Here is a 24,522-nt window from a genome sequence, read left to right as displayed (position 1 = left end):
AATGACTGCACCGACACAGCAATACACAAACGATGGGCAGACCACGCTTGCCGCCGGCATCACTCCAGCCTCACTTGCTTTGAGCGTGGCAGCCGGCACCGGGGCACTGTTCCCCAACCCGAACGTCGGCAACCAGTTCTTTCTTGTTACCCTAATCGATGAAGCGACCGGCGGCATCAAGGAGATTGTCCGCTGCACGCAGCGTGTCGGCGACATCATGACCATCGTGCGCGGGCAGGAGGGGACCGATCCCGTCGCATGGAGCGCGGGTGATCTGGTCAAGATGCTGCTGACCGCCGGCACCATGGAAAACATGATCCAAATCCCCCAGGCGCAGGCGCAGACGTTCAAGTTTGCGCAGGACACCGGTGGCGTGAACAGCGTGGTGGTCGCCCTCAGCCCGGCTGTGACGACGCGCATTCAGGGTCTTGAGATCAACGTCAAGATCGCGGCCAACAACATGGGCGATTCCACGCTCAACCTTGGTGCAGGCTCCATTCAGATCGTCAACCCGGATGGGAGCGCGCTCGGTTCGGGCGCGCTCGTTGCCGGAGGTGTTGCGACCTTCATCGACACCGGCAGCGGTCCCTACCAGCTCATCTCCGCCTCGCAGGAATTGCAGACCGTTTCGGGGCTTGCGACCACGGGACAGATCCAATGGCGTCCGACGAACGAACTCGTCTCGGGCTGGGTGAAGGCCAACGGCGGTACGGTTGGCAACACCGGCTCGGGCGCGTCGCTCTTGGCCGGCGCTAGCGCATCTAACCTCTTCGCGTGGTGCTGGAACAATTTCTCGAACACGCAATGTCCGGTGCAGGACAGCGCGGGCAACCCGGTCGCGCGCGGCGCGAACGCGGCGGCCGACTTCGCCGCCAATCGTCGCATCGTCGTCATCGACCTGCGTGGCATCGCCATGGTCGGCTATGACGGCGGCTCGGGAAAACTGACCGGCGTCCCCGTTGTCTCCGGCGGCGTCTCGACGCCGGGCTCGATCGTCGGCGAGAACCTGCACATACTCACGGCGGGCCAGATCCCCACGATCACGGCGAACGGGACGAACACCATCAACGTGGCATCGTCACGTGGCGACTTCGGCTACGGCGTCACATCGTCTGCGACGGGCGGCGGCGACTTCCCTTTCAACCCGGTCGTCGCCTACACGCAGGTCGTCTCAAGCGGATCGAACAACATCGCGGTGACGTCGAACAATACGGGTGGCCAGTCGCACAACAACGTCGGGCTCGCCATGATCGCAAACCCGCTCGTGAAGCTCTGAGGTAAGACAATGATGACCCACAAGATTCCGAAGTCCTTTCTCCAGATCGCCAAGGATCGCGGCGTCATCGTCGACGTCCCCAGCGACGTCACGCGGTTTCTTGGCGAGATCAATGCGTGGTTCGAGCGCGAGCGGGAGGTGAAGGCACAGCCGGTGCTGCCGCCGAAGCCGCAGTGGCACGATTACGAGAACGCCGAAGATCCTGCCGCCGAATGGGGGAAGGCCAACGCCAATTGGTCGCAGCTCGCACGCCATCACAAAGATCCATTCCCGCGCCCGTCGGCGCATCCTTACGTCGAGGCGTCGGTCCGCTATGACGAGGCGGCTGGGAAATTCGTCGAGGACTATGAGATCGTCGATGACGGCCCGACGCCGGATCAGATCTTGGCAGCGAAGAAAGCCGATCTGATCGCCAAGATCGAGGCGGCCGAGGTGGCGGCGCGCGATGCCGTCGCGCTTCCGTCCGGCAAGCAGCGGCTCGAAGCGCTAACGGTGTCGGTCATCGCGGCCACCGACAAGGCGTTTGTGGACAAGCTGATCAAGGACACCGCACCGGCCGATCTGGCCAAGCTCAATGTAACAGCTCTCGTCGAGAACAATCGCTCCGACGAGCAGAAGGCGTTTCTGGCCGACCAGGCGGCGCGCGAAGCCAAGCTGGCCAGGATCGATGAGACCGCTGCGATTGCCATGTCGTCGGTTGAGGACCTGACGGTCGGCAACGTCGACTCGTTCGAAATTCCATCCTTCGAGCATTAGGGCACACGCAGTGCCGCAGGCCCTGCGCGCCACTCCGATGTTGGGGCATAGGTTGGGGCAGGGACGCCACATCTGCGATTTTCTGCACAATTCCGCAGCTTCGTGGCGGATACCGTTTCCGCCGCTCCGTCGCCAGCGCGCGCTTAGGATTTTTTTTCTGAGCGCATGGCCAGCAATCGCATCGAATTTCATGAGCGAAATCAGCGTTTCGGACATTCCTATTAGGCGCTTGTCTGTAAGTGGTCGACTGAGGGCTCGCGCGCTATTGCGAAACGAGATTCGGTAACCGAAAAAGAGAAACGCCCGCCAAGCTGTGAACCTTGGCGGGCGCTGAAGAAACTGAGGAGCGATGAACGCGCACCTCGAACAGCCGGAATCATTGCAGCACGCGCGATGAAAAGGCAAGCGCGTTCGTCGTTCCTTGATATCGAAATCGAAGGGACACTATGTCGACGAAACGCAGTGAATTTTTCATCCAGAAACTCCAGTGGCACAGCGCGCTGATCGCGCGGCTGAAAGGCGACGCGCTCGCCCTGCATGTCGCAATGGCGATCGGCGAGCATCTGAACAGCGCCACCGGCGAGACGTTCGTCGGCTACCAAAGGATCGCCGATCTATGCGGCCTTTGCCGCAGGAGCGTTGAGCGCGCCGTACGCCGTCTTATGAGACTGGGGCTCTTGGCCGTGCAGAAGGTGCGCGGACGTCGCAGCAACACCTACCGCATGACAACCGAGGGGGAAGAAGGCCGGCGCGAACACGACTGCACAGTCGCAAAGCCGCCTCGCGAACACGACTGCGCAGCCGCCCTAACCTTGTTAGAACAGGATTCTAACCTTGATAGTGAAGATACCATTGGTCTCGCAGCGGACGCTGCGGACGCGAACTCTTTTGATCGACCGCAGAAGGTTGCGGCAAGACCGATCGCTGCCAAGCCCCTTCCTTCGTCCAGCCACCGCAACCCGCGGATCTTCCGGCAGAGCCAAGTGGAGGCGGCGGTTGCGTGGGAAGAGCTGCGGCGCATGGACTGGCCAAGCGCCTGGGGCGACGACGAGTTGACCCATTGGCACGCGCTGCTTCGCGAGGGGCACGCTGCTGACGATATCGTCGACACCGCTGCGGTCTTTCTCAGCGAGCCCCCTTTCGGGGACGTGCCATCGCTTGGCGATTGGCTGGCGTCCTTCGAGATCTATCTGAAGGAAGCGACCGACGACGCGATCGCGCTGCCGCCGATGCCGCGCGTCCCCTCGACCGCGCCACACGCACTACCAATGGAACGCCGCGCAAATGTCTGATCTGAGTACTTCAATGTTGGCCCGACGCGTGACCGCGGCACGCTATGGCGCCGATCTCGCCGCTCTAAACAAATGAGGTTTTGAAAATGCGCTATTACCGGATTGAGATCGATGGCGGCCCGGTCTTCACGAGCCACAATGCCCAGGGACAGAACGATCGCGGCGCGCTTCAGGTTGAGTTGGACATCCCAGTCGCCGCCTTTGCGAACCCGGGCAACGCGGGCGCCTTCGTGAAGGTGTGGGGCGTTCCGCTCTCAATGATCAGCCAATCAAAGAACCTGACCCGGAAGCGCATCAAGGTGTACGGCGGTTTCAAGCAGGGCTTACCGCTTGCCAAGCCGCAGCAGTCCGGCCTTCTCGTGCAGGGCTGGGTCTATCAGGCGTTCGGAAACTGGCAGGGCACGGACATGAGCCTCGATCTCATCATCCAAGCCGGACCGCCCCCGGCAGATGACAAGCCTCTCGACTATCCGAAGAACATCTCGCTCATCTGGACGAAGGGACAGAACCTCGGCGAGGCCATCAAGAATGCGCTTTCCCCGGCGTTCCAGGGCTACACGTTCAACATCAACGTCTCACCGAATCTGACCGCGCTCGAAACTCAGAGTGGCCGCTACGGTTCGTTGTCGGTTATCGCGCAGTTCGTCAGCGAGCACAGCAAGGTAATGATCAACGATCCCAACTATTCCGGCGTCGACATCACCATCACTGGCAACACGATCAGCGTGTTCGACAATTCAGCGTCGCCGAGAGTGAAGCAGATCACGTTCAGCGATCTCATCGGCCAGCCCACATGGATTCAGGCGCCATCGATTGCGTTCAAAACCATGATGCGCGCGGACTTGAAGGTCGGCGACGAAGTGCAGATGCCGAAGACGCTGATCACGAATTCGCAGCAGGCCATGTCGTCGTTGATCAACCAGAACGCCGCGCAGCAGGGCGCCTTCATCCTTTCATCCATGCACCACATCGGCAACTATAAGCAGCCCGACGGCTATAGCTGGGTGACCGAATTCAACGCCTTCCCGAAGCAGACGCAGAGCGCGAAGTGAAATGGCCCCGACGCATGGAGGCATAATGCGCCGGGGCCGTGGCTGATCGAGTACATCCGTCGCTCAGCCGTACAAAAAGACCGCCCACCGGCGGGACGCGATGGGCGGTCTGGACGCTGACAACCACTGTCAGGAGATTTTCAGCGCGGTGATCATACCAACATGTGCGCAGATAGATCAACCTGCGAGGGTAACAAGGGATGTTCACAGCCAAATTTTGGCTTTCCAATAATCCGATGTAAGTTTCGATCCGTCAGGGACACCACAAACCACGAAGGAAAAATCAGATGACCCCCGAAGAACTCTTGAAGGCTATCGCGGAAGTCGCCGACGGCCTGCGCACCGACATGGCGGTGATAGGCAAGAAGTGCGACGCGATCGGCGCGAGGCACGACGAGCTGAAGCAGCTCAAGTCCGATGGCAAGAAGAAGGATGATGTCGACGACGCCACAATGGCCCAGCGCACCGCTGCCGACTCCGTTGATCCCGCCGCGTTCGCCGCGCTGACCCAGAGTGTTGCGGACCTGAAGCGGCGGCAATCGCGCCCGATGGCCGATCTGAACAAGTTCGCCGACGCGCAGGCCAAAGCCGATAGCGTGATGCGTGCGTTGGGCAGCGCAGCCGAACCGCCAATGGCCGGCGAAGATCTCGTGGCGTACAAAATTCGTACGCACAGGAAGATGCAGCCGCACTCACCGCGCTGGAAGGGAGTGGACTTACAGATCATTGCGGCAGACCAAGTCGCGCTCGACATCGCGCTCGATGGCATCCGCGCCGATGCGATGGCGGCCTCGATGGACACGAGCGGGATGAAGCCGCTGGAACACCGCATGCTCACCAAACAGCTGCCCGGCGGCCATATCTCTCGCGAGTTCATCGGCAACGGAACGTTCGTCAAGCAGCTCTCGCGTCCGGTTCGGCACGTCCAGTACATCGGGCCAAGATGGGCCGGCGCTGGAGCGTAGCCTTGCCGTGACGACGAAACGTTCCGCTGCTGCAAATGCAGCGCCGGAAGCAGCACCAAAGAAAGTTCGGGGCAGGCCCTTTCCGAAGGGCCGCTCCGGAAATCCGGCAGGGAAGCGGCCGGGCACTCGTCATCGCGCGTCGGTGCTGGCCGAGCAGCTACTGTCGTCCGACCTCGAAGCCGTGGTCGCCAAGGTCGTCAGAAAGGCGAAGGGCGGCGACATGGGTGCAGCTCGATTGATCTTGGACCGGGTTATGCCGCCGCGCCGGGGGCGCCCCGTGCGGTTTCCTCTGCCGTCGATGAAAACTACGGGCGACGTTGTGGCCGCATTGGATGCTGTCACGGCAGCCATGGCGGACGGTGAGCTATCGCCGGCCGAGGCCATGGAGGTTTCTGCCGTCATCGAGATGCAACGCCGCGCGATCGAGACCGCAGAGATCGAAGCGCGCCTCGCGCAACTCGAACAAAGGATCGGAACCAATGACGAAGAAGATTGAAGCCCGGCTCGCCGCGGTCCAGCGCAAGCTCAACGCGAAGCATCACCCGACCGACAACACCTTCCGGATTTTGATCGTGCACGGCGGACTACCGGGGCCGATCGATTGGGCATACGGGGGCGCGCACCGGTGGCGGCGCGAGCCGGGCGAGGAGTTGGAGGCGTTCACGGAGCGCGCCGCGGCCGCAGCGATCGGCGTCGGTGAGCGCGCGCTCAACGTCGGCGGTTTGCCGCGCTCTGATGAGCTGGCTGGCTTCAGCAGCTTCGAGGAATGGTGGAGCACCATCGCGCCGCACTACGATGATGTGCCCCCAGAGCAGGCGAGGGGCAGCCGATGAGCCAGGGGCAGCCGAAGAAGCGGCAGCGCGAGCGTGCGCCGCACAACCGAACAAGGCAGGGCGAGAGTGAGTCACGCCACCGACAGCTCCACGCCTTCAATGATCCCGGCCGGCCCATCGCCGCCGATATCTACAGACCACCGACGGCGGTAAGCAGCCCGGAGGAAGTCCTCGCCCTAGCCTTCGCGAAGTGCGGCTCCGACTATGGCGGTCCGCTCGGTGCTAGGGCCGCCGATAGGGCAGAGGAGGGCGCACGACAGGATTGTTCATCAATTTCAAAAACCTAGGTTGCAGATGCAGCGGACAGTGGATCCGCCAAGGCAAAGAGAGCGCAGCGTGATCACCTGCAACGGCTTCCAATCCAGCAAGACGCACTGCCCCAGGGGCCACGCATACACGCCAGAAAATACGAAGCTCGCGAAGTCCACGAAGCCGGGCCACTTCAAACGGCAGTGTCGGACGTGCAAGACCGCGACGGCGAAGCGGCTAGCGAAGGAGGCCAAGGACAGGCGCGACAAGTTGGCAGCATCGAAGGCCGCGCACCAGGCGCTCTCTGCGCGTCCTCCCGTGAGGTCGCCAGCGAGCCCGGCGCCTGCGTACCGCGGGGAGCCGACGATCTTTCCGCAGCTCGCCACACCCCCCGCCGACACCACCGGCGAGGCAGCCATCGCGACCGGCGGGCCGGCCATGTTGGTGCACGCGCTGAACGCGAGCGCGCCGACAGCCGCATGGTCGCTCCAGCCCAAGCCCCAAGCGGTGCGTCCATTTGAGCAATTGGCGCGCCGATTCCTCGAATATACGGGGCGGGCCGCGGCCGCTGCGCTCCCATCTTGTCGGACCTGAGCCGCGCGGCTAGCAGTTCCTTCACTAATGCAGTAAGCGCGTGCCACGACTTACCAGCGCATCTTTCCCATCAGGCGTTTGAAGTTCACAATAAACAGATCAACGAATTCAGCATCTCCGCTCCCGAAGCCGCTCTCGGTAAGAGTGGCTTTAACGGACGAATTCTCTAATTCGCTGATGAGCTTGCTAGCGTTAGATCCGTGCCAGCTCGCACGACCTATCGGCATCCACTCAAAATCGCCGCGCCCCCCACCGGATAGGGCTTGTTTAAGGCTTGCCTTATCGTGTCGCTCTAGGAAGGCGAGTGAGCCAAGAACCTCAAATCTCTCGAACATTAACTCAAAGTCGGGCGTCAGCCCCGCAAAGCGTTTGCCCCACTCGGAAAATAGACCGAGCAGACGATCGCTAAGAGGTGTCTTGCGTTGCTCCAATCCTTCGATGTGCTTAAACGAGTCGTGCTCGGTACCTTTCCAAGCCCAAAGAAAGAGGGCTTCAACTGCTCGCTTTGGCTCTTGATATTGTTGGTCGACAATGAAGTCGAACAGACTGTGCAGGGATCGCCAGCGAGCCGCCCGAGTCAGCCCCAATCCATAAGCAGTGAAGACGAGCACTGCAGGGTACGAACGGAGATTGAGATAGTAAGTCAGGCCGCCACCGACCTTTTCGGACTGAGCATACAGGCTGCGAATAGTGTCGCGGATCTGTGTCGTCTCCCCAGCGGCCCAGCACGCCGCACATCGAGGCGAGAGCCTCGGTGCCGGCTTCGTATTTCTGAACGCGGGTCTGGAATTCCGCCGGGTTCCATTGTCCCGGCGTCGCGAATTCGCTGGTGTCGAGTTGGAGTATCAGCCGATCCGTTTCCTCGGTAACCAGCTCATCCAGCTGGATGCGGTATTCCGGTTTGGCAAGGAAGCGCTTGGTGCTGTTCACCAGGATCTCGATGCTCAGCGGATTTTGACGCTGGCTTTGTTGGAGAGTTACTACGCGCTGTTGCAAGCTTTTGAAGAAGGTATTCGCGTCGGTGATCGGAATTAGCCGAGCCCTCCGATGCTCGATCAGCTGCTGAGCACCGTCACCGGGTGTCCCGCGCGATGCCCAGAACATCGAGTACCGCCGGTTCGGTGCGCGAAGAAACGCAGCACGGAGGGCATGATCCCATTCTCCGGACCAACCGCAAACGATCATACCATGCTCGTCAACGATGCGATCAAGCAGGGTATCGTATTGCGCCGGGTAACCGCTCAGCTCGGATTCTGTGTTTAGAATTCGCGCGTCCTTGTAATCTCCGTGCAGCTTGAGGATGTAGCAAGCAGTGTGGGTCAGCGGCTCGGCTCCCGCGAGGGCGTCGACGGACGCAACCACGGTCGGCTCGACGCCGCGCTCGCGCAGAGCACTCTCCATAAGCCGGTCAAAGTTGGTCGTCACTATCACGCGGACAAACCCACCCTGCACAAGCCCGGCGATCGCGCGGTGAGCGGCCGTCGGAACCTTTCGTCCTTCCTGCCGATCATCCTCGGAAGGCTCGATATAGCGGTGGAGAATTGCGCGGCGTTCCTCCGGTGAGGAAGCTAGTTCCTCCAACAGTGCGGAATAGTTCGGCTCCTCGCCCGCAGCCCCCCGATACCAGGCCGCCCAATCGGATTGCTCTTCAACGCCTCGCGCTAGGGCAACGCGCCTGATCAGATCAAGCGTGATTTCCCAGCCGGTCGGAATGTCGGCCGCACGTGAGAGGCCGGAGCCCAACATGAGCGCAAACACGCCCTTGCTCTCGTAGATGGAGAACGCGAGCTGCGTAAGTGGATCGTTCGTTAGAAGTGGCATTCAAGACCTCAGCAGGATATGTCGTTCGGTGTTGCGGCTTGCGCGTGTTTGTAAGACGGTGACTACCGTCAGTGACGTCAAGAGAGCAAAACGAGTCCGTCGCACTAATTGAGATAATCCGTCTGATCTTCGCGGGGCAGCTTGCTCGCGAGAAGGTCGGCGCATTCATGCCCCGCTTTACGCAAGATAGATGATCGCAATCACAACAACGGCGACCACGATCACGCAAGCGAGATCGCGATTTAACTTCCAACGCCGCCTCTCCTCCGATCCGAAATCCCCCGGAGGCGAATCAGCACCATTTGCGGAAGGCAAAAACCCCCCGGACGTTGCATCAAGCAAACGATCCATGTTCGCAAAGCGTACGACTGATCCCTGCATCATCGCGTCGATGGCGCCATTCTTAAGCACTCGGTATGGTACGCCGGATTCGACTCCATCCGGGACAAATGGTCCGGGTGTGGAGCCGCGGCGTGATTTGCTCTCCATGCGTGCCAAGCGTCTCTCGGTATGAGCGGCAGATAGAGCAACGCCAGCGAAGACCCACGCCAAAATCCAAGCGACAACGCCACCGACAATGCTCACGCTTCCAAATAAAGCGAGGACGCAGCACAGCAGACAAAGAAATTTCCAAACACCGCCGCGCCCGGTCGCGCAGATGAGAAACGGCAAGAACGCGACAATTGCGCCAATTACAATCAATCCGGTCATTTCCCCCCCCGACCTGGGCGACAGGAGATGGCCCGCATCAGCCCTCATGAGTCCAGCGCAGCGCTCAGTCGAGCCACCGAGCATGCACGGACCCCGCCCATCTGTATGGGCGAAAAGATCACATCCCGAGGTAACGCACAACTATCCGTGCGCTCTACGATTGAAGTTTTGCAAATCCAGAATGAGCCCTGCAGAACGGGTCATTACTCGGCACTAGGGCAGCCATTAGGGCAGGGGCGCTCCGCCGACGGGATTATTGATCGATTTCAGCAGCCTGGGTTTCCCATGTGGCGGATGGGGCGTCCGCCCTAGGGCTCAACCGCAAAATGACAACGCCCCGCTGTGAACGGGGCGCTGCCGAAAGCGGCGTATCGTCAACTACGCCGCTTCTCCTGTGGATCGAGCGTCCTCGTTTCTACGATCTTGAAACTCCGGTGGTCGGCGGCGCGAGCGAGAGGGGTGTAGGCCGGCCGCCGTAGCTCTCCAAAAGCCGCTTGGCGCGGACAACCGCGTTATCGTTTGCCCGCATGCCTGCCAGCTCACGCTCTAGCCGGTCGTAGATCGGCGCAAGGCGATCGCCGTGTTGCACGATCAAGTATGCACACAGCGCGAGCGCTCGCTCGACGCGTTCGATGGTCAGAGGCTCGTGCTCTCTCGCTGAGCTTGCGTTGTTGGGCGCGCTTCCGTTCCCAGGAGTCCAACCCTTCGGCGGACGAGTCGATTTACTCATCTTGGCTGGATCCTCTTGGTGCCTGTGGGTCCGACGCTGGTTGGGGCGCGGTGCTGTGAACACCGCGGCGTCACGTTCGGGACGTTCGACGGTTAGAGGTTCACACGTCATTGTCGTTCTCCGCTGCGATGGCGTCGACAAGTGCCGCTGAATATGCGGCGCGGAATTCCGGCGTCCCCGGCCTACCACGCAGGCGAGTGTGCGGCCCACCTAGGTAAACCTGAAACGAATAGCCGTACGTGCCACCATTGAGGAGAGCATGCGTAACGTATCTCGGTAGCACGTATTTCTTTTGCTGGTGGCGCATCAGATTGCTCCACCTATTTGCGACGCCTGCTCGCGAACGCGTCGCTTGGCGCGAGTGCCGGTGTCTTTGCGAGCGCTAAGCTCCTGCCGCAGCGAAACCAGAAAGGCACAGAGAACAAGTCCTGCCTGAACGGTTGGGAGTGTAACCTTGTCATGGTTAATTTCTTCCGAATCTGATGGATGCTCGGAAGCAACATCGCGTCCACGTCCCCTCTGCCATTCGCGCAAGAGTGCGTCCGCTACTTGTTTTGATGTCGTCATTGGTGGTCTCGCTGGCCGATCAAAGCCGTAGCCCGTGACAGACGGGCGGCCGGGGGTTGATCACGTGCGAGAACACGTCGAACGTTTTTGGGCTTACGCCTTGGACAGCGCGTTCGCCCCCGGCCTTGTGGCCAATGATGTATACGGTGTCTCGTGGGCGATCAAACCCAACAACAGCATGGCGCGAATCGGGCGATTTGTAAAATTTCAACGTCCAACAAAGACTCCCCGATCAGAGGGCATCAGGGCCACCAGAGCAGCCAGCGTTCCGTCCCGATCCGCTTGGTTGTTGGTCAATTGGGCGAGACAAGCGCCGCTAGTTCGGCTTGCTTCTGCTTGAGCGCGTTTAGCTGGGAGCTGCACCATGCGATGTCGACCGTGGCGTTCGCTACGTCATCCTCTAACTGCGCGAGCAGTGTGTACTGGTCTCTGATCAGCGGGGCCAGGTGATCGTCTTTGAATGCCGCAATCAGACTCGCGTCATCATCCCTGTACTCGTCGACAGCGTTGAGTATCGCTTCCATCACACCAACGTCGAGAGATTTGACCTCCTTGTGCAACACATAGTGCAGTTCAAGTTCGGCATCTTTCGCCTTGTCCAGACCGTAGGACTTCATGCCGACAGCAATCAGACAACTGTCAGAGAGAACCGCCATTAGCCAACGCTGCGTTAGCAGCAAGTGCAAATTCTTCTCGTTCGCGTTCGTCGCCCAATCTGCGTCTTTGCACATGAAAGACCATGATGCGACGTGCTTGGCGTCCTGCGAGACGACGTACGCAGCGCGCCATGTACGTTCCATCATGATCAGCTTCAGAAGGCGTGACTTTTGCATTTGCCACGTTGCTTCATCTGCGATCATCCTGAGCTGCGATTTGCAACAGTCCCGCCAATAATCAAGCAAGCTGGTTCCGTTCCTGCCAACCAAACCCGCCGCGAGGCGCTTCCAATTGGTGGGCAACGGCGGCGATGTAATTATGTTGTCGGCGTTTTTTAGCAGCTCATCGTAAGTCAGAGGTCGGTGGAAAAGTGCTTTGAAGAATGCCATCTCTTGCGCCTCAATATCGCGTCGAGGCAGTCTACATAAAATTGCAACCGGGAATAGCCAGCCTCCGGGCGGAAGGCGAAGAAATAATCAGCCAAGCGGGAGAGTACAGCGATGGCGTATTCGGGGGCGCCGCAAAGAGCTAGCCCATCGAGACGGCGCGATCAGATACGAGATCAGCGGCCGCCCGATCGAGGATGCGCTGTGCACCTCTATGCCTTGCGGGAGAACTGTACGACCTTGCCGGCCTTCGGCGTGGAGCAGAACGTCGCCCAGGCCGCCATCATCTGCCGACGCTTCTCTCGCATGTCGCCGCGCCGGTAGGCAGCCTCGACTTTATCGGGCAGCGTATGCGACAGCGCCATTTCTGACATGTCGTTAGGATACGACGTCACCTCGCTGCACCAATCCTTGAAGGTCGAGCGGAAGCCATGAGGGACGACCTCTCGATTGCCTTGCTGCGGATCAACCCATTTCGGTAGCCCGGCCTTGACGCGGTCTTCATTCATGCGGTCGATAACCGCGGCCATAGCGGCGTTGCTCAGTGCCTCGCCCAGGTTGCCACCCGGAAACAGGAAATCGGCATCCTTGGGCAGATCGTCGAGGATCGCGATGGCTTGACGGGTGAGGGGGACGACGTGATCGCGCTTGCGTGCTCCCTTCTTGCCCTTCATGCGTTCCTTCGGGACCGTCCAGACCTTTTCGTTCGGCTCAATCTCGGTCGCTTTCGCTCCGATCGTCTCGCTTGTTCGAGCGGCGGTGAGGATCGTGTATTCGAGCGCGCGCGCGGCGATGCCTTCGCGCTGGCGCAGCTCCGCCATAAACTCCGGCATCTGCTGATAGGGCAGGGCCGGGTAATTCTTGACGGGTGCTACCTGCGACTTCTTCGGCAAGAGCTGATCGAGATGTCCGACCCACCGCGCCGGATTCTCTCCAGAGCGCAGCTTCAAAGCTTTGGCCCGGTCGAGCACCTTTTCAATCCGTCCCCGAATCCGGTTTGCGGTCTCCGTCTTGGTGTTCCAGATCGGCTGCAGGATCTTCATGACGTGGATGTCGGTGACCGCGTCGACGGTAAGGCCGCGGATTGACTTGCAGTAGTCGTTCTTCGCCGGCTCCCCCTTGGGTCCGATGCCCAACAAGGTCATGCGCCACTGGTCGAGGTGCTTGTCGTTCTTCCAGCCGGCCCGATTGGCCTCGATGTAGTCCTTCGCGCAGTCCCCGAATGTAGAGCCTTCGGGGGCGCTCCGTGCGTCCTTTGGATTGATCCCTTTCGCCAGCAGCGCGCGTGCCTGGGTGGCAAGCTCCCGCGCATCCGCCAGCTTCACGCCCGCGCGCGCGGGCGCGTCAGGCGTGCCAGCGCGAGGGGCCGATCCGAAGCCGATCTCAGTCGGCTTGCCGTGCCAGCGATACAGAAAAACCCACCGTCGGCCGCCGTTCGGTGAGATCGATAAGTACAAGCCATTGCCATCGGCATGCCGTCCGCATTCCTTGATCGTCGCCGCGGATTTCGGGTTAAGCCTGTTGATCTTCCGCGCCATCGTCTTCCCCCTGTGCCCTAGTATGTGCCCTAGCACCTGCGCCGGACTGTAGCGAACAGCTGTAAGCAGGGAAAGACAGCCGCAGCAAGAAACCCTACAAAATAAGGACCTACTGAAACATCTGTAGACACGCGCAAACCCTGGTAAGGGATAGTTCGGCGGACACCCCTTCCGCCAGTATATTGTTCGCCACTGTTCGTGGTCGTTCGAACTCCACAGCAAATTCAGTGACTTACGCCGAAAGACTGTACTTCGCAGTTCGCCGGTGTTCTTCCTAATCGGGTCACTGACCGTAGCTGAAGACCGTGGGTTCGGAGGACGTTTTTCTCGGAGGAACAATGGCTGGACGGTTCAAACCACTTGACATAGAGCGCCTCGTAAAGCCCGGCAAATATGCCGACGGCGGCGGCCTCTACTTGATCGTCACCGGACAAACGTCGAAAAGCTGGTCCTATAGATATTGGAAGGACGGTAAAGAGCGCTGGCACGGTCTCGGCTCGTTGAAGGAGGTATCGTTAAAGGACGCGCGGCTTGCCCGGGATTCGGCCCGGCTCCGCGTCAAGGGCGATCGCAGCACGGTTGGTGTCGACATCGTCCAGGAACGTCGAAAAGCGCGCGAAGAGGCGAAAGCCGTCGTCGCCAAGGTGAAGTTACCGACGTTCGAAGAATGCGCGGAAGCCTATATTCGAGCGAACTGGTCGACCTGGAGTGAGAAGCATCGTGATCAGTGGCCGTCCTCACTCAAGCGCTACGCCTACGCCACCATCGGAAAATTGACCATCCCGGAGATCAAACCAAGCCATATCTGCGATCTGTTGGAGCCAATCTGGGTGGAGAAGCGGGAGACCGCGAACCGCGTTCGTGGCCGAATTGAGACTATCATCGCAAAGAACGTCGATATCGATGATGCGGAGTTCCGCAATCCAGCCGAACTTACACGGCAGATGCGCGAGAAACTACCAAAGCGCTCAAAGCGAGTCGTTCGCCATCACCCCGCTTTGCCCTATACAGAGGCCCCCGCATTTTTGACGCTTCTTGCTAGCGCTCCTGGTAGAGCAGCTGCCATGTTGCGCTTCCTAATCTTTACGGCTTGCCGCACCAACGAGGCAGTCGAAGCGCGTTGGTCCGAGATTGATCGGCCAAACTCGACCTGGAAAATTCCGGGTGAGCGAATGAAGATGGATCAGGACCACTACGTTCCCTTGTCCGACGCCACACTGGCGGTGCTCGATGAGTTGAGCGAAGGACGCCAAGGTGAACTGATCTTCACCAGTCCCGATGGCGGAGCGTTTTCAGAAAACGCGATGCTCGCACTTCTTGATCGCCTAGGCTACGGGCACGTGACGGTGCACGGCTTCCGGTCGACCTTTGCAACCTGGGCCGAGGAATGCACTGATTATCCTGACGGTGTTCGCGAGGCCGCTCTGGCCCACAAGTACAAGAGCGAGACTACCGCCGCCTATCAGCGGGGCCAAAAACTCGAAAAACGACGAGCTCTGATGAAGGATTGGGCTGCATTCCTATCTGGCGGCGATGTTATCCAATTGGCTGATCGGAGGGCAGGGTAAGGTTTAACTCCGTCCTGACCGCACGCAAAGGCGTGATAATGACTGCGGAAGTCAAACTAGAGCCTTTACTCCTCGAAGACCGCTGATGGACAGCGGTGAATAAGTAACGACAGTCCCACGTTGGGGCGTCCGGGATAGCGGACGCCCGATGGGACTTACATGTTCGACTTAGGCCCACTAGAGGACCTCGGGTATCGAGTTCCGGGCAAGCCATGTCGCAATGGCCAACCAGGGAGTCGAACCAGTCCGGCCAATCGGTATGCTCGGGAAATCGAGCCAAAATGATGAATGACCGTGGTTGCTGCGGGTAGGCTCGGTTCATCATCAATGAGGGCAATTGTTATCTTACCCTCGCGCCTCGCCAGCGCCCTCAGGCCACGCAGCACATCCTCGGAGCGATAGCGTAGGACCGATACCCGCTTGGACTCCTGCCACTGTCGGCGGATAAGAGTGCCTTCCTTCCTTCGTTTGCAGGCTGCAAAGGTGAGTTCCGAATGGCTCCGGCTCGGGAGCTTCGCTAGCTTCCTCGCCTTCGCAAGCGAACCGAAGCGTTTAACGTAGTATCCACTCTTCGGTGTGCTTCCGTTCTGATCAATCAGATTGGCCGATGTATATCCGAATTGCTGTTCCAGCTGCCGTAAGGCGCGGAGAAGACGGGCATCGGTCCAGCGAACGCCATGATAGTATTCATCGCACCCGGCCGTCTTTCTGCGGTTCCAGCTCCGCTTTTGCACTTCGCTGTGAGCAACGACTGGCAGCCCCACCTCCCGCAGCGCGTCGGCTATAGAACCGAAGTGCCGACGTATATAGTTGTCTGACGGGAGATAGTTGCATCTGTCGATCAGCCTGTTCGTAATGTACCCATGGGATGCGTGCAGCTTTCTCAGTCCTGTCAATATGGCCTTCTTACTCCAATGTTTTCCGTTATTGCCAAATGGAGATACGGGGGGCGGGCAATATCCAACCGCTTCGTAGGCGGCATAAAGGGACCCGAAATGCGCGGCTACTGTGTCCGCCGATGGGGCGTCTTTCGCATTCTCGATTAGCTTTTGATTTAGATACCCTTCTCGGGCGAGCAGCTTCTGCAAGGCGACCTTGATTGCTTCCTTATCCCAACGTCTCTGCTTCGCTAGGCGCTCCTGTGCGTTGTTATACAGGGCAAGGGGAACGATAGGCTCGAAAGCGGCAAACCTCGTCCATGCCGTTTCCGGAGTCTTCGTCACTGGATTTTGCAGCCTATGAACCGTTCGATTGTACGTCATCCGACCGATGCACAGTTCGCTGGAAAGGATTCTGCGGATGATTGCCGGGGTCAGATAGCTATTCGCTAGCCCTCTTATGCTTTGATCAGCAAAAAATCGTGCAATGCTCGCGATTGATAATTCATCCTCCACGTACATGCGGAAAATGCGCCTTATTACTTCCAGTTCTTCAGACGGGCCTGGGACCACGATGACCTTATCGTTGCTGAGCGCTTTTCTTTCTCCGTCTCTCAAGTTCTGCTTGGGATTGCGTGCCGCGTCGACGAGCACTCGCCGAAAGCCGTAAAGCACACGAGAACCCTGGCGAAAACCTAACGCCGCTTGCTGACGCTTGGCACGCGCCAACTTGTCTGAGAGTTCGCGGCTATATTCGCCGGCCATCACGCGCTTCAAATGCTTCACGATGGTCGTAACAGGGGCGACATCCTCTCCGAATGGCTCGGCGCAGTAGACCACGCTGACACCTGCTTGACGGCACAAAAATTCGTAGTGCGCAGCCTGGTCAGGGTTTTGAAAGCGTCCCCATCTGCTGACGTCGAGAACAAGGATGGTATCGAACAGTCTTTTTGAGCCTAGGGCATCGCTGAGGAGTTCCCTAAGGGCATCCCTTCCCCTCAAGGACAGCCCGCTCTTCCCCGCGTCAACGTAAGAGGCAATTATTTCGTACCCGTGCTGCAGAGCATACTCTGCAATCGCATTCTCTTGATTCTCGGTCGAGTACCGCTGATTTTCCGAGGACATTCGGAGGTATTGCGCCGCGCGAACAGGCTCTTTGGCGCTTTGCGCGAGATGGTAGGACATTGCAATCGCCTTCCGCTGACTTCGCCGCAACAGACCAGCCAGAGCATCGCTATACCCTGCGGACCTTCTTGAGGAGAGGCTCGCTCCGCCACTATTTCGGGGAGTCTCGTCCGTCCTGGATCTCGATTACTTTCGAGAGCAAATCAGCCGTCACTTGTAAGCTATTTCTCACCTCCGCAAGCCTTTGATTGGATAGCACTGGCGGCCTATGCGAGAGCTCTAAGATGAACTCGAAGACCCGATCCGAATTGCGCATAAGCTGTAGTAAATGCTCTCCGCTAGGGCCGTTCGTGCCAGAGAGCCAATTCTTAGCGGTTCTTTCATTCGCTCCCGTCCATCGCATCAAAGTCTTCTGAGCTTGATGGCTGTTGCCCAGCTCGGCCTTGAGAATATCTGCGATCAGGCTTGCGTAACTCGGCGGCGCCTGTCCGCCGTTCGGAAACGTCCTGCCCGTTTTCGGAAACATGTTTCCCCCCGAGCTACGTTATAGTTTCAAATACTCGACCATGCATTTTTGACGCTAGTAGGGCGACGATGTTGGAGGAAACGTCTCATTCACGCGCGGGATCGGTGAGCCAGGCTGCTCAACCCGCGGCTGAGTACGTGCGGATGTCAACCGACCACCAGCAATACTCAACGGCGAACCAGTCACAAGCCATTCGCGAGTACGCTGCTCGTCACGGCTTTTGGATTGAGAAGACGTATGAAGATAGCGGCAAGAGCGGCCTCAATCTCGATGACCGACAGGCGCTCAAACAGCTCATAGAGGATGTTCAAAACGGGACGGCCGACTTCTCAACCATCCTCGTCTACGACGTCAGTCGCTGGGGGCGCTTTCAAGATGCCGACGAAAGCGCCTACTACGAGTACATCTGCAAGCGCGCAGGCATTTCGGTTCGGTACTGCGCCGAGCAGTTCGAGAACGACGGCAGCCCCGTCTCGACCATCGTCAAGGGCGTCAAGCGCGCGATGGCTGGGGAGTATAGCCGAGAATTGTCAGTCAAGGTTTTTGCCGGGCAACGGCGTTTGATTGAACTCGGCTACCGCCAAGGCGGCCCCGCCGGATATGGATTGAGGCGGCAGTTGATCGACCAGAACGGTGCCGCCAAAGCGGAGCTGGTTCGGGGCGAGCATAAGAGCATTCAAACAGACCGAATTGTTCTCATTCCGGGTCCGGAGCAAGAAATCGAGACTGTCCGGTTCATTTACGACGCCTTCGTCGCTCAAGGAAAAAACGAGCGAGAAATCGCGGATAGACTCAATGGCAGAGGGATCACGACCGATCTGGGTCGTTCCTGGACCAGGGCGATGGTGCATCAGATCCTCATCAACGAGAAGTACATCGGCAACAATGTTTGGAATAGATGCTCATGCAAGCTCAAGGGGCGACGAATCCACAATCCTCCTGAGCGCTGGATTCGCCGCGACCAAGCCTTCGAACCGGTCGTCGATGAAGACACATTTAGATCTGCCCAAGCAATCATCTCCGAACGCTGTAGGCGCTACTCCGATGAAGAGCTCCTGGATGTGCTCCGCGGCCTGTTGGAGCAGCACGGTTATCTCTCAGGCATCATCATCGACGAACTTGAGGTCGGCCCGTCCAGTAGCATCTATCGCGCGCGCTTTGGCAGTCTGATCCGCGCTTATGAGCTCATCGGCTTCAGCCCAGAACGGGACTACCGCTATATCGAGATCAATCGCGCGTTACGCCGGATGTATCCTCACTTTATTGCCGCAACGGTGCACGGAATTGAAGAGATCGGAGGATCAGTCCGCGAGAACATGGAAACCGACCTTCTGACCGTCAACGATGAATTCACCGCGTCGCTCTGCTTGGTCCGATCGCAGGAGACCATAACTGGTTCTCATCGATGGAAAATCCGCTTCGACGCGGGCCTGCGACCTGACATCACGGTGGCGATCCGAATGAACCAGATGAACAGCGCTGTGCTCGACTACTATCTGCTGCCGCGCTTCGAGATGGAGGCTGAGCAGGTTGCCTTGGCCGAACATAACGGGCTGGCGCTCGACGCCTATCGCTTTGAGACCCTCGACATGCTGTTTGAACTGGCTGCTCGTTCGCAATTGATGGAGGTCAGTTATGGGATCGGCTCAATGCATTGAGATCATTCCGGTCGGAGCCATAGACGTGGTCAACCCGCGCGCCCGCAACCGACGGATTTTTAAGGAAATCGTCACGAGCGTCGCGGAACTCGGACTGAAACGGCCGATCACGGTCAAACGGAAAGCTTGCGAGGGCGAGCCACGCTACGACCTTGTGTGCGGTCAGGGCCGACTGGAAGCCTACCAGGCGCTCGGGCAGCGCGAAATCCCCGCTGTCGTCGTGGACGCCACCAACGAAGACAGCGCCATTATGAGCCTGGTCGAGAACTGTGCCCGCCGGCAGCACCGCGCGATCGACCTTTTACATGATATCGAGGGGCTGCGAGGGCGTGGCTATGAGTTCGATGACATCGCCCGCAAAACCGGATTGAGCATCGAGTATGTCAAGGGCGTGAGTAGCCTGCTGGAGTACGGCGAGCACCGGCTGCTCCGCGCCGTTGAGGCTGGACAGATGCCGGTCAGCATTGCCGTCATGATCTCCCAAGCGCAGGACGCCGAAATCCAGTCCGTGCTGCAGCAAGCCTACGAAGAGAAGCTCCTGAGAGGGCAACGGCTCCTCGCAGCCAAGAAGTTGATTGAGCAGCGGCGACGTCGGGGCAAAGGGTATAAGACCGGTCCAAGACGGATGGATGGGGCACCGATGAGCTCCAATGCGCTCTTGCGAGCCTATCGACAAGATGTTGACCGTAAGCGGGTGCTGATCCGCAAGTCCAATAGCACCAAGGCCCGGTTGATCTTCATCCTTGAAGCCTTGCGCAAGCTCCTGGTCGAGCCAGAATTTCTGGCCATTCTGGAGGACGAAAAGCTCGATACTTTGCCAAAAAACCTTGCGTTGCGGCTGCATGGACAGGAATAGACCATGGCACGCCGGCCTCACATTTCGGTTCGCATGGGCTTCGAAGAACGCACGGCAATGGTGAGGCTGGCCGACATCCAGCCGTTAAAGCTGGTATCCGAGGAAGTGAAGCGCTCGCCAAAATATCGCCAAATCGCGGCATCCGTAGCAGAGATCGGGCTGGTCGAACCTCCCGTGGTGGCCCGAAGCCGCGACAGCCAGAGCAAGTTCCTTCTGCTCGACGGCCATTTGCGCTTCGAGGTTTTGCGAGACCGCGGCCTCTTGGAAGTGGAGTGCCTAATTTCAACCGAGGACGAGGCGTTCACCTATAATAAGCGCGTCAACCGCATTGCCATCATTCAAGAGCACCGCATGATCTTGAAGGCTATCGAGAACGGCGTGGCAGAAGCCAGGATCGCCAAGGCGCTGAATGTCGATGTTGCCAGCATTCGCAGGCGACGCAAGCTACTGGATGGCATCTGCGTCGAGGCGGTTGACTTGCTCAAAGAAAAGCACCTGACGCTCAACTCGTTCTCAGAACTGCGCAAACTTGCTCCGCTGCGTCAAATCGAGGCGGCCGAGCTGATGATTGCGATGAACAACTTTTCTAACAGCTATGTGCGCTCGCTGGTGGCAGCGACGCCGCGCAACCAGTTAGCCGCCGGCTACACGCCTCGAGCGCCGAAGGGATTGTCGGATGAGCAGCTCGCATTGATGGAGCGGGAGTCAGCTTCCCTCGCCCGCGAATTCAAGGTGGCCGAACAGACCTATGGGACCGATCATCTCGATTTGGTGCTAGCGGTTGGCTATCTCTCAAAACTGCTCCGCAACGGGAAAGTGGTTGGCTATCTCGCCAAGCACTTTCAGGAATTGCTATTTGAATTTCAGCGGATCACCGAATCCGAGGCCAGTGCCGCTTAGGTGCTCGACGACAACTAAATCGATTTGGCCGCATTCGCGTATGCATCGTTACAAAAGAAGTGCCAGATGTTTGTAGGTGCGCAAGCGAACGCATTGACTCAATAGGAGTGTCGGTGCCGCGTAGGCCACGCCCAGACCACATAGTTTCAGCACGGAACTTTGCATCATCGTCGAGACTGAAAGGCGTGGCCCGCCGTCACAGTTCAAGTGCCGTGTCTTGGGACCCATATTCGTGGATAACAGCCGTGGCTTTGACTGAGTGCGCCGAAAAACGCCGATCTGCCAATGGAATGTGGAGGAGGGAGTATCCGTCACTGGCTTGACGTCGGGGCGGCAGATGTTCTTCCATTCCAACTCTTTGACTGATCACCCATCCTAGACTAGCCACGCCCACGCGACTTCGCGCGATTTCTGCTGTTGTGCTCGATACGGTGTTCCGACGAGCAAAACTTTGCATCTGCGCGCAGTCCGCTACGAACTCCCGCGGCAAACAGAGTTCCGCAGCGCGCGAGCTGACAAGTTTTGAAGGAGCTTCCGCTGGCCGATTGAGCTAAGCGAACTAGCAGGCCGGAGATAAGGCTTTCAGGCGCTAGAGCCGAGTAAAGACGGCGGTCCGGGGCTACCTTCAAGATAAACGAGACTCCAGAGGATACGTAATTTTCGAGAAGATCGGCTAGTGCACTCGCGGTTGTCTGAGGAAGTTTTCCTGAGGGCAAAGCTAGAACCCTCTTGAACAGTTTTGCGACCGCGACAAATTCGTCCACGCTCTCACCGACGAGGTACGTTGCGCCAGCCTTGCGGGTACCTTTCAGCAAGCCGTTCTCCAGCCAGACGACATGCCCAGTACTCCTAATAGGTGGGTCTATCTCTCCTTGGGCTGAATAGCCGCTGGCAGTGAGGTAGCCGTAGATCGAGACGAATCTAAGCAGCTTCTCTTCCGAGTCCGCGTTTGCGAACGCGAGGAGTGGAGCTTCGCCCAACTCGAAAGGTCGATAGCGGTCAGGCCCGCCGCCATTGCCGACGATCCATTTCCCATAACCAGGCACCGTGACGAGGCTATAGCCTTTCGAGTCTCGGCACCATTCAAGTTCGACAGGAAGGGTAGCCATCGAGTGTGTCGCCTATGTAATGGATAAAAAGTATATCCGTTACTGAAGAGCTCCGAAAGGGCTAGATTGATCTAAATCGCTACGGGCCCGACATGAAAGATAACAGCCACACGAGCGAGCCTTTGACCTACAGCGTTCCCGACGCCGGCAAACGCGCGGGCCTGGGCAGAAAGGCTTCGTACGCCGCCGCGCGTCGCGGCGAGATTCCCATTATTCGCCTCGGATCGAAGATGCGAGTACCCGCTGCAAGGTGGGACCGGCTGCTGAACGAAGGGCAGCCCACGCATGCAGAAGAAGCAGGTCAAGAGCAACGTGAGGCGCGGGAAGAATGAAAGGGCGGGACGAAGAGCTTGGCATTCGCAGTCGAGACCCGCTCGCTCTGGTCGCAAGTGTCAAGGAAACGATGCTTGCGCTCAAAATCGCGCGCGCGAAGACGTACGAGCTGCTCAACTCGGGAGAACTCGAGTCGTATTTAGAGGGGGCGTCGCGCAAGGTGACTTGGCGCAGCATCGACGCATACGTGAAACGTAGGCTTGAGCAGGAAGCAGAGCGACGTAACCGGAGAGTGCGTGGTGCAATCTCCTAAGCAGCTGGAAATCGCTGTCAAGGCGACCAACTCGGCTTTGCCGCTCAAAGGGGGGTCTTCTCAAAACGCCCCCGATGCTGGCGCTCTCTCGTGAACGCACCAGCTCAGTTTGCAGAGCGCGCCTCCGACGGCGACCTCGATGATTTCGCCGGCATTTGCCTGATCGAAGCTGGGTTTGTTCGGGCGGGCTGGAAAGAGAAGCAGCTGGCCGTGGATCAACTCCAAACTCTTGCTGAGCACTGGGGGATAGCTGACAACGACAAGGCGCAAGGCCGCGTCCAAGATGCCATGGCGCGAGCCTTCCTAATGCTGCACGGTCGGGTGGACGCCCGCAACTCCGCGGTTGTCATGGAGGCGAGTTGTCCGGACGACCTGACGCGGGAAAGCCACTTCGGTCCGCCGCATGGGAGCTATCCGGAGCGCGCGGATGGCTTTCCTGACGACTCGCTCGAAGGGCAACCAGGTTCGCGGGTCGCACCGCGCTTCACGCCGATAGCTCTGGATGAGGTGACGCTCACGGCTGAGCCGCCGTGGCTCATCGACGGACTGCTACCGGCCCGCGGGCTCGCCTGTATCATTGGGGAACCGAAGTGCGGCAAAAGCTTCATGACTTCGGACATGCTCTGCACGGTGGCGCAGGGCGCGCCGTATGCCGGCCGGGCGACGCTTAAGGGGCCGGTGATCTATCTCACGGGTGAGGGTGTCAGCGGCTTCAAGCGCCGCCTGGTTGCGATGCGCCAGCACCGCGGCATCGATGGGAAGGGCGTGCCTTTCTATTTGATCGAGGACGTGCCGGACCTCGGTAGCCAGGCTACCGACCTCCTGCAGCTGCTCGCCGAGCTTGACGTGTTCATCGCCCAGCGATGTTCGGAAAGGCCGCGGGCGATCGTCCTGGACACGCTGGCGCGGTGCATGGGCGAGAGCGACGAGAACAGCGCCCGCGACATGGGCCGCTTCGTGAACCGATGTGGCGTCATCGAGAGGCATTTCGGCTGTGTCGTCGTAGTCGTCCACCACGTCGGCAAGGATCCGTCCCGGGGCGGCCGCGGCTCCAATGCCCTCAATGGCGCCGCCGACGTGACCATGTTGGTCGAGAAAGGCAAGGCCCACAGCACCGTCACCATCGAGGAAATGAAGGACGGCCGCGAGGGACAGACGTGGGAGTTTCGCCTGCTTTCGCATGTCTTGGAGCAGAACCATTCCGACCCCGCCGAAACCATGCCGGAGATTTCGACTTGCGTGGTCGAAATCGTGTCAGAACCGACCACTTCGAAACCGATCGAAACTAAATCGAAGAACCCGCCCAAGGGCGTAACAGGCGATCTGCTGAAGGTCATTCGCCGTGCGATCGAGGAGGCCGGAGAGCGCAACGTCGATAGCGTCGCAGTGCCAAATAACGTTTGTGCCGTCGGCCGCGAGAACCTGAAAAGGTGTTGCGCCTTAATGCATTGGCAGGATCAAGCGGGTAAACCGGATTCCTTCCGAGCGATGTTCAACAAAACGCTCAACACCCTTCGCGACGCCGGTCAGATCGGCTTCGACAAGGAGTGGATTTGGCTGACATGACGAGCCTAAGCGAGCGAAACCAGCCGAAACCTCACCACTTTGGTTTCCCTTCTCGTCCGTCAAAAAGCCGACCGAAACTACCGAAATCACTCCCTAAGGGAGAGAGCGATCTCGTTTCGCCATTCGCGGGAAATCTCCTCAGCGCTGCGATCCCGTCGAAACACCGCTGCGCTGACGCTGCGCTCATGTGTTTCGCCGTCGCTCCGCTCCCGGTATGCGCGGACGAGCGCCGCCCAGGGACCATGCCGGTCGCATGTCGGCCCCTTAGACCTGCCGACGTTCAAGACATCACGAATGGGGCGGCTACTTCGGCGGAGCGACGC

Annotated in this window: 19 protein-coding genes; 13 read left to right on the top strand and 6 right to left on the bottom strand. The window is 59.1% G+C overall.

Annotated elements, in window-relative coordinates; genetic code table 11:
* The first annotated feature begins 1 nt into the window (after position 1).
* The 7 genes from EDE08_RS10125 to EDE08_RS10095 all read left to right on the top strand — a co-directional run bounded on the left by EDE08_RS10125 (position 2) and on the right by EDE08_RS10095 (position 6,174).
* Entirely contained in the window at positions 2-1,276 is a 1,275-nt protein-coding gene (locus EDE08_RS10125) for a hypothetical protein (RefSeq protein ID WP_131868740.1), read from the top strand.
* A 12-nt stretch (positions 1,277-1,288) separates the two neighbouring features.
* On the top strand, positions 1,289-2,032 hold the full coding sequence (locus tag EDE08_RS10120; RefSeq protein WP_165941853.1) for a hypothetical protein: 744 nt from the start codon (positions 1,289-1,291) through the stop codon (positions 2,030-2,032).
* A gap of 446 nt (positions 2,033-2,478) precedes the next feature.
* Positions 2,479-3,324: a helix-turn-helix domain-containing protein gene (locus tag EDE08_RS10115; RefSeq protein WP_131868738.1), complete on the top strand. Its 846-nt coding sequence runs from the start codon at positions 2,479-2,481 to the stop codon at positions 3,322-3,324.
* A 230-nt stretch (positions 3,325-3,554) separates the two neighbouring features.
* Entirely contained in the window at positions 3,555-4,376 is an 822-nt protein-coding gene (locus tag EDE08_RS10110) for a hypothetical protein (RefSeq protein WP_131868737.1), read from the top strand.
* A gap of 287 nt (positions 4,377-4,663) precedes the next feature.
* Entirely contained in the window at positions 4,664-5,341 is a 678-nt protein-coding gene (locus EDE08_RS10105) for a hypothetical protein (RefSeq protein WP_131868736.1), read from the top strand.
* Positions 5,342-5,348: 7 nt separating this feature from the next.
* Positions 5,349-5,837, top strand: coding sequence for a DUF5681 domain-containing protein (locus tag EDE08_RS10100; protein ID WP_131868735.1), 489 nt, complete (start codon positions 5,349-5,351; stop codon positions 5,835-5,837).
* Complete coding sequence (locus tag EDE08_RS10095; protein WP_131868734.1) at positions 5,821-6,174, top strand: hypothetical protein; 354 nt, start codon at positions 5,821-5,823, stop codon at positions 6,172-6,174. The genes EDE08_RS10100 and EDE08_RS10095 overlap by 17 nt, the downstream gene beginning before the upstream one ends.
* A gap of 893 nt (positions 6,175-7,067) precedes the next feature.
* On the opposite strand, the gene EDE08_RS39050 is transcribed toward EDE08_RS10095, so the two are convergent.
* The 5 genes from EDE08_RS39050 to EDE08_RS10070 form a co-directional block, all read right to left on the bottom strand.
* On the bottom strand, positions 7,068-7,448 hold the full coding sequence (locus tag EDE08_RS39050) for a hypothetical protein (RefSeq protein WP_245524758.1): 381 nt from the start codon (positions 7,446-7,448) through the stop codon (positions 7,068-7,070).
* 61 nt (positions 7,449-7,509) lie between these two features.
* Positions 7,510-8,838 (bottom strand): SIR2 family protein, encoded by a 1,329-nt coding sequence (locus EDE08_RS10090; protein WP_245524757.1) that lies wholly within the window; start codon positions 8,836-8,838, stop codon positions 7,510-7,512.
* 177 nt (positions 8,839-9,015) lie between these two features.
* Complete coding sequence (locus tag EDE08_RS10085; RefSeq protein WP_131868733.1) at positions 9,016-9,549, bottom strand: hypothetical protein; 534 nt, start codon at positions 9,547-9,549, stop codon at positions 9,016-9,018.
* 1,590 nt (positions 9,550-11,139) lie between these two features.
* Complete coding sequence (locus EDE08_RS10075) at positions 11,140-11,892, bottom strand: hypothetical protein (protein WP_131868732.1); 753 nt, start codon at positions 11,890-11,892, stop codon at positions 11,140-11,142.
* Between the two features lie 209 nt (positions 11,893-12,101).
* A complete protein-coding gene (locus EDE08_RS10070; RefSeq protein WP_131868731.1) occupies positions 12,102-13,427 on the bottom strand; it encodes a tyrosine-type recombinase/integrase in 1,326 nt (441 codons plus the stop codon).
* Between the two features lie 338 nt (positions 13,428-13,765).
* Between EDE08_RS10070 and EDE08_RS10065 the strand changes: the two genes are divergently transcribed.
* Positions 13,766-14,995, top strand: coding sequence for a tyrosine-type recombinase/integrase (locus EDE08_RS10065; protein ID WP_131868730.1), 1,230 nt, complete (start codon positions 13,766-13,768; stop codon positions 14,993-14,995).
* Positions 14,996-15,150: 155 nt separating this feature from the next.
* On the opposite strand, the gene EDE08_RS10060 is transcribed toward EDE08_RS10065, so the two are convergent.
* Positions 15,151-17,058, bottom strand: a complete 1,908-nt coding sequence (locus tag EDE08_RS10060) for a recombinase family protein (RefSeq protein ID WP_131868729.1) — start codon at positions 17,056-17,058, stop codon at positions 15,151-15,153.
* A gap of 534 nt (positions 17,059-17,592) precedes the next feature.
* Between EDE08_RS10060 and EDE08_RS10050 the strand changes: the two genes are divergently transcribed.
* The 5 genes from EDE08_RS10050 to EDE08_RS10025 all read left to right on the top strand — a co-directional run bounded on the left by EDE08_RS10050 (position 17,593) and on the right by EDE08_RS10025 (position 24,199).
* Positions 17,593-19,182: a recombinase family protein gene (locus tag EDE08_RS10050; RefSeq protein WP_131868727.1), complete on the top strand. Its 1,590-nt coding sequence runs from the start codon at positions 17,593-17,595 to the stop codon at positions 19,180-19,182.
* Positions 19,160-20,038 (top strand): ParB/RepB/Spo0J family partition protein, encoded by an 879-nt coding sequence (locus EDE08_RS10045; RefSeq protein WP_131868726.1) that lies wholly within the window; start codon positions 19,160-19,162, stop codon positions 20,036-20,038. The genes EDE08_RS10050 and EDE08_RS10045 overlap by 23 nt, the downstream gene beginning before the upstream one ends.
* Positions 20,039-20,041: 3 nt before the next feature.
* On the top strand, positions 20,042-20,938 hold the full coding sequence (locus tag EDE08_RS10040) for a plasmid partitioning protein RepB C-terminal domain-containing protein (protein ID WP_131868725.1): 897 nt from the start codon (positions 20,042-20,044) through the stop codon (positions 20,936-20,938).
* A gap of 1,201 nt (positions 20,939-22,139) precedes the next feature.
* On the top strand, positions 22,140-22,379 hold the full coding sequence (locus tag EDE08_RS10035) for a hypothetical protein (RefSeq protein ID WP_131868724.1): 240 nt from the start codon (positions 22,140-22,142) through the stop codon (positions 22,377-22,379).
* Positions 22,380-22,723: 344 nt separating this feature from the next.
* A complete protein-coding gene (locus EDE08_RS10025) occupies positions 22,724-24,199 on the top strand; it encodes an AAA family ATPase (RefSeq protein WP_131868722.1) in 1,476 nt (491 codons plus the stop codon).
* Positions 24,200-24,522: the final 323 nt, after the last annotated feature.

Source organism: Bradyrhizobium sp. R2.2-H (genome assembly GCF_004346455.1).
GTDB classification, from domain to species: Bacteria; Pseudomonadota; Alphaproteobacteria; order Rhizobiales; family Xanthobacteraceae; genus Bradyrhizobium; species Bradyrhizobium diversitatis.
Note: the sequence above shows the minus strand (reverse complement) of the source record. Positions and strands in the feature narration are given on the sequence as shown.

What these genes read in the sequence shown, in the direction of transcription:
- EDE08_RS10125 (WP_131868740.1), top strand. Translation starts at nt 2, where the DNA reads ATGACTGCACCGACACAGCAATACACAAACGATGGGCAGACCACGCTT.
- EDE08_RS10120 (WP_165941853.1), top strand. Translation starts at nt 1,289, where the DNA reads ATGACCCACAAGATTCCGAAGTCCTTTCTCCAGATCGCCAAGGATCGC.
- EDE08_RS10115 (WP_131868738.1), top strand. Translation starts at nt 2,479, where the DNA reads ATGTCGACGAAACGCAGTGAATTTTTCATCCAGAAACTCCAGTGGCAC.
- EDE08_RS10105 (WP_131868736.1), top strand. Translation starts at nt 4,664, where the DNA reads ATGACCCCCGAAGAACTCTTGAAGGCTATCGCGGAAGTCGCCGACGGC.
- EDE08_RS10095 (WP_131868734.1), top strand. Translation starts at nt 5,821, where the DNA reads ATGACGAAGAAGATTGAAGCCCGGCTCGCCGCGGTCCAGCGCAAGCTC.
- EDE08_RS10090 (WP_245524757.1), bottom strand. Translation starts at nt 8,838, where the DNA reads ATGCCACTTCTAACGAACGATCCACTTACGCAGCTCGCGTTCTCCATC.
- EDE08_RS10085 (WP_131868733.1), bottom strand. Translation starts at nt 9,549, where the DNA reads ATGACCGGATTGATTGTAATTGGCGCAATTGTCGCGTTCTTGCCGTTT.
- EDE08_RS10075 (WP_131868732.1), bottom strand. Translation starts at nt 11,892, where the DNA reads ATGGCATTCTTCAAAGCACTTTTCCACCGACCTCTGACTTACGATGAG.
- EDE08_RS10070 (WP_131868731.1), bottom strand. Translation starts at nt 13,427, where the DNA reads ATGGCGCGGAAGATCAACAGGCTTAACCCGAAATCCGCGGCGACGATC.
- EDE08_RS10065 (WP_131868730.1), top strand. Translation starts at nt 13,766, where the DNA reads ATGGCTGGACGGTTCAAACCACTTGACATAGAGCGCCTCGTAAAGCCC.
- EDE08_RS10060 (WP_131868729.1), bottom strand. Translation starts at nt 17,058, where the DNA reads ATGTCCTACCATCTCGCGCAAAGCGCCAAAGAGCCTGTTCGCGCGGCG.
- EDE08_RS10050 (WP_131868727.1), top strand. Translation starts at nt 17,593, where the DNA reads ATGTTGGAGGAAACGTCTCATTCACGCGCGGGATCGGTGAGCCAGGCT.
- EDE08_RS10045 (WP_131868726.1), top strand. Translation starts at nt 19,160, where the DNA reads ATGGGATCGGCTCAATGCATTGAGATCATTCCGGTCGGAGCCATAGAC.
- EDE08_RS10040 (WP_131868725.1), top strand. Translation starts at nt 20,042, where the DNA reads ATGGCACGCCGGCCTCACATTTCGGTTCGCATGGGCTTCGAAGAACGC.
- EDE08_RS10035 (WP_131868724.1), top strand. Translation starts at nt 22,140, where the DNA reads ATGAAAGATAACAGCCACACGAGCGAGCCTTTGACCTACAGCGTTCCC.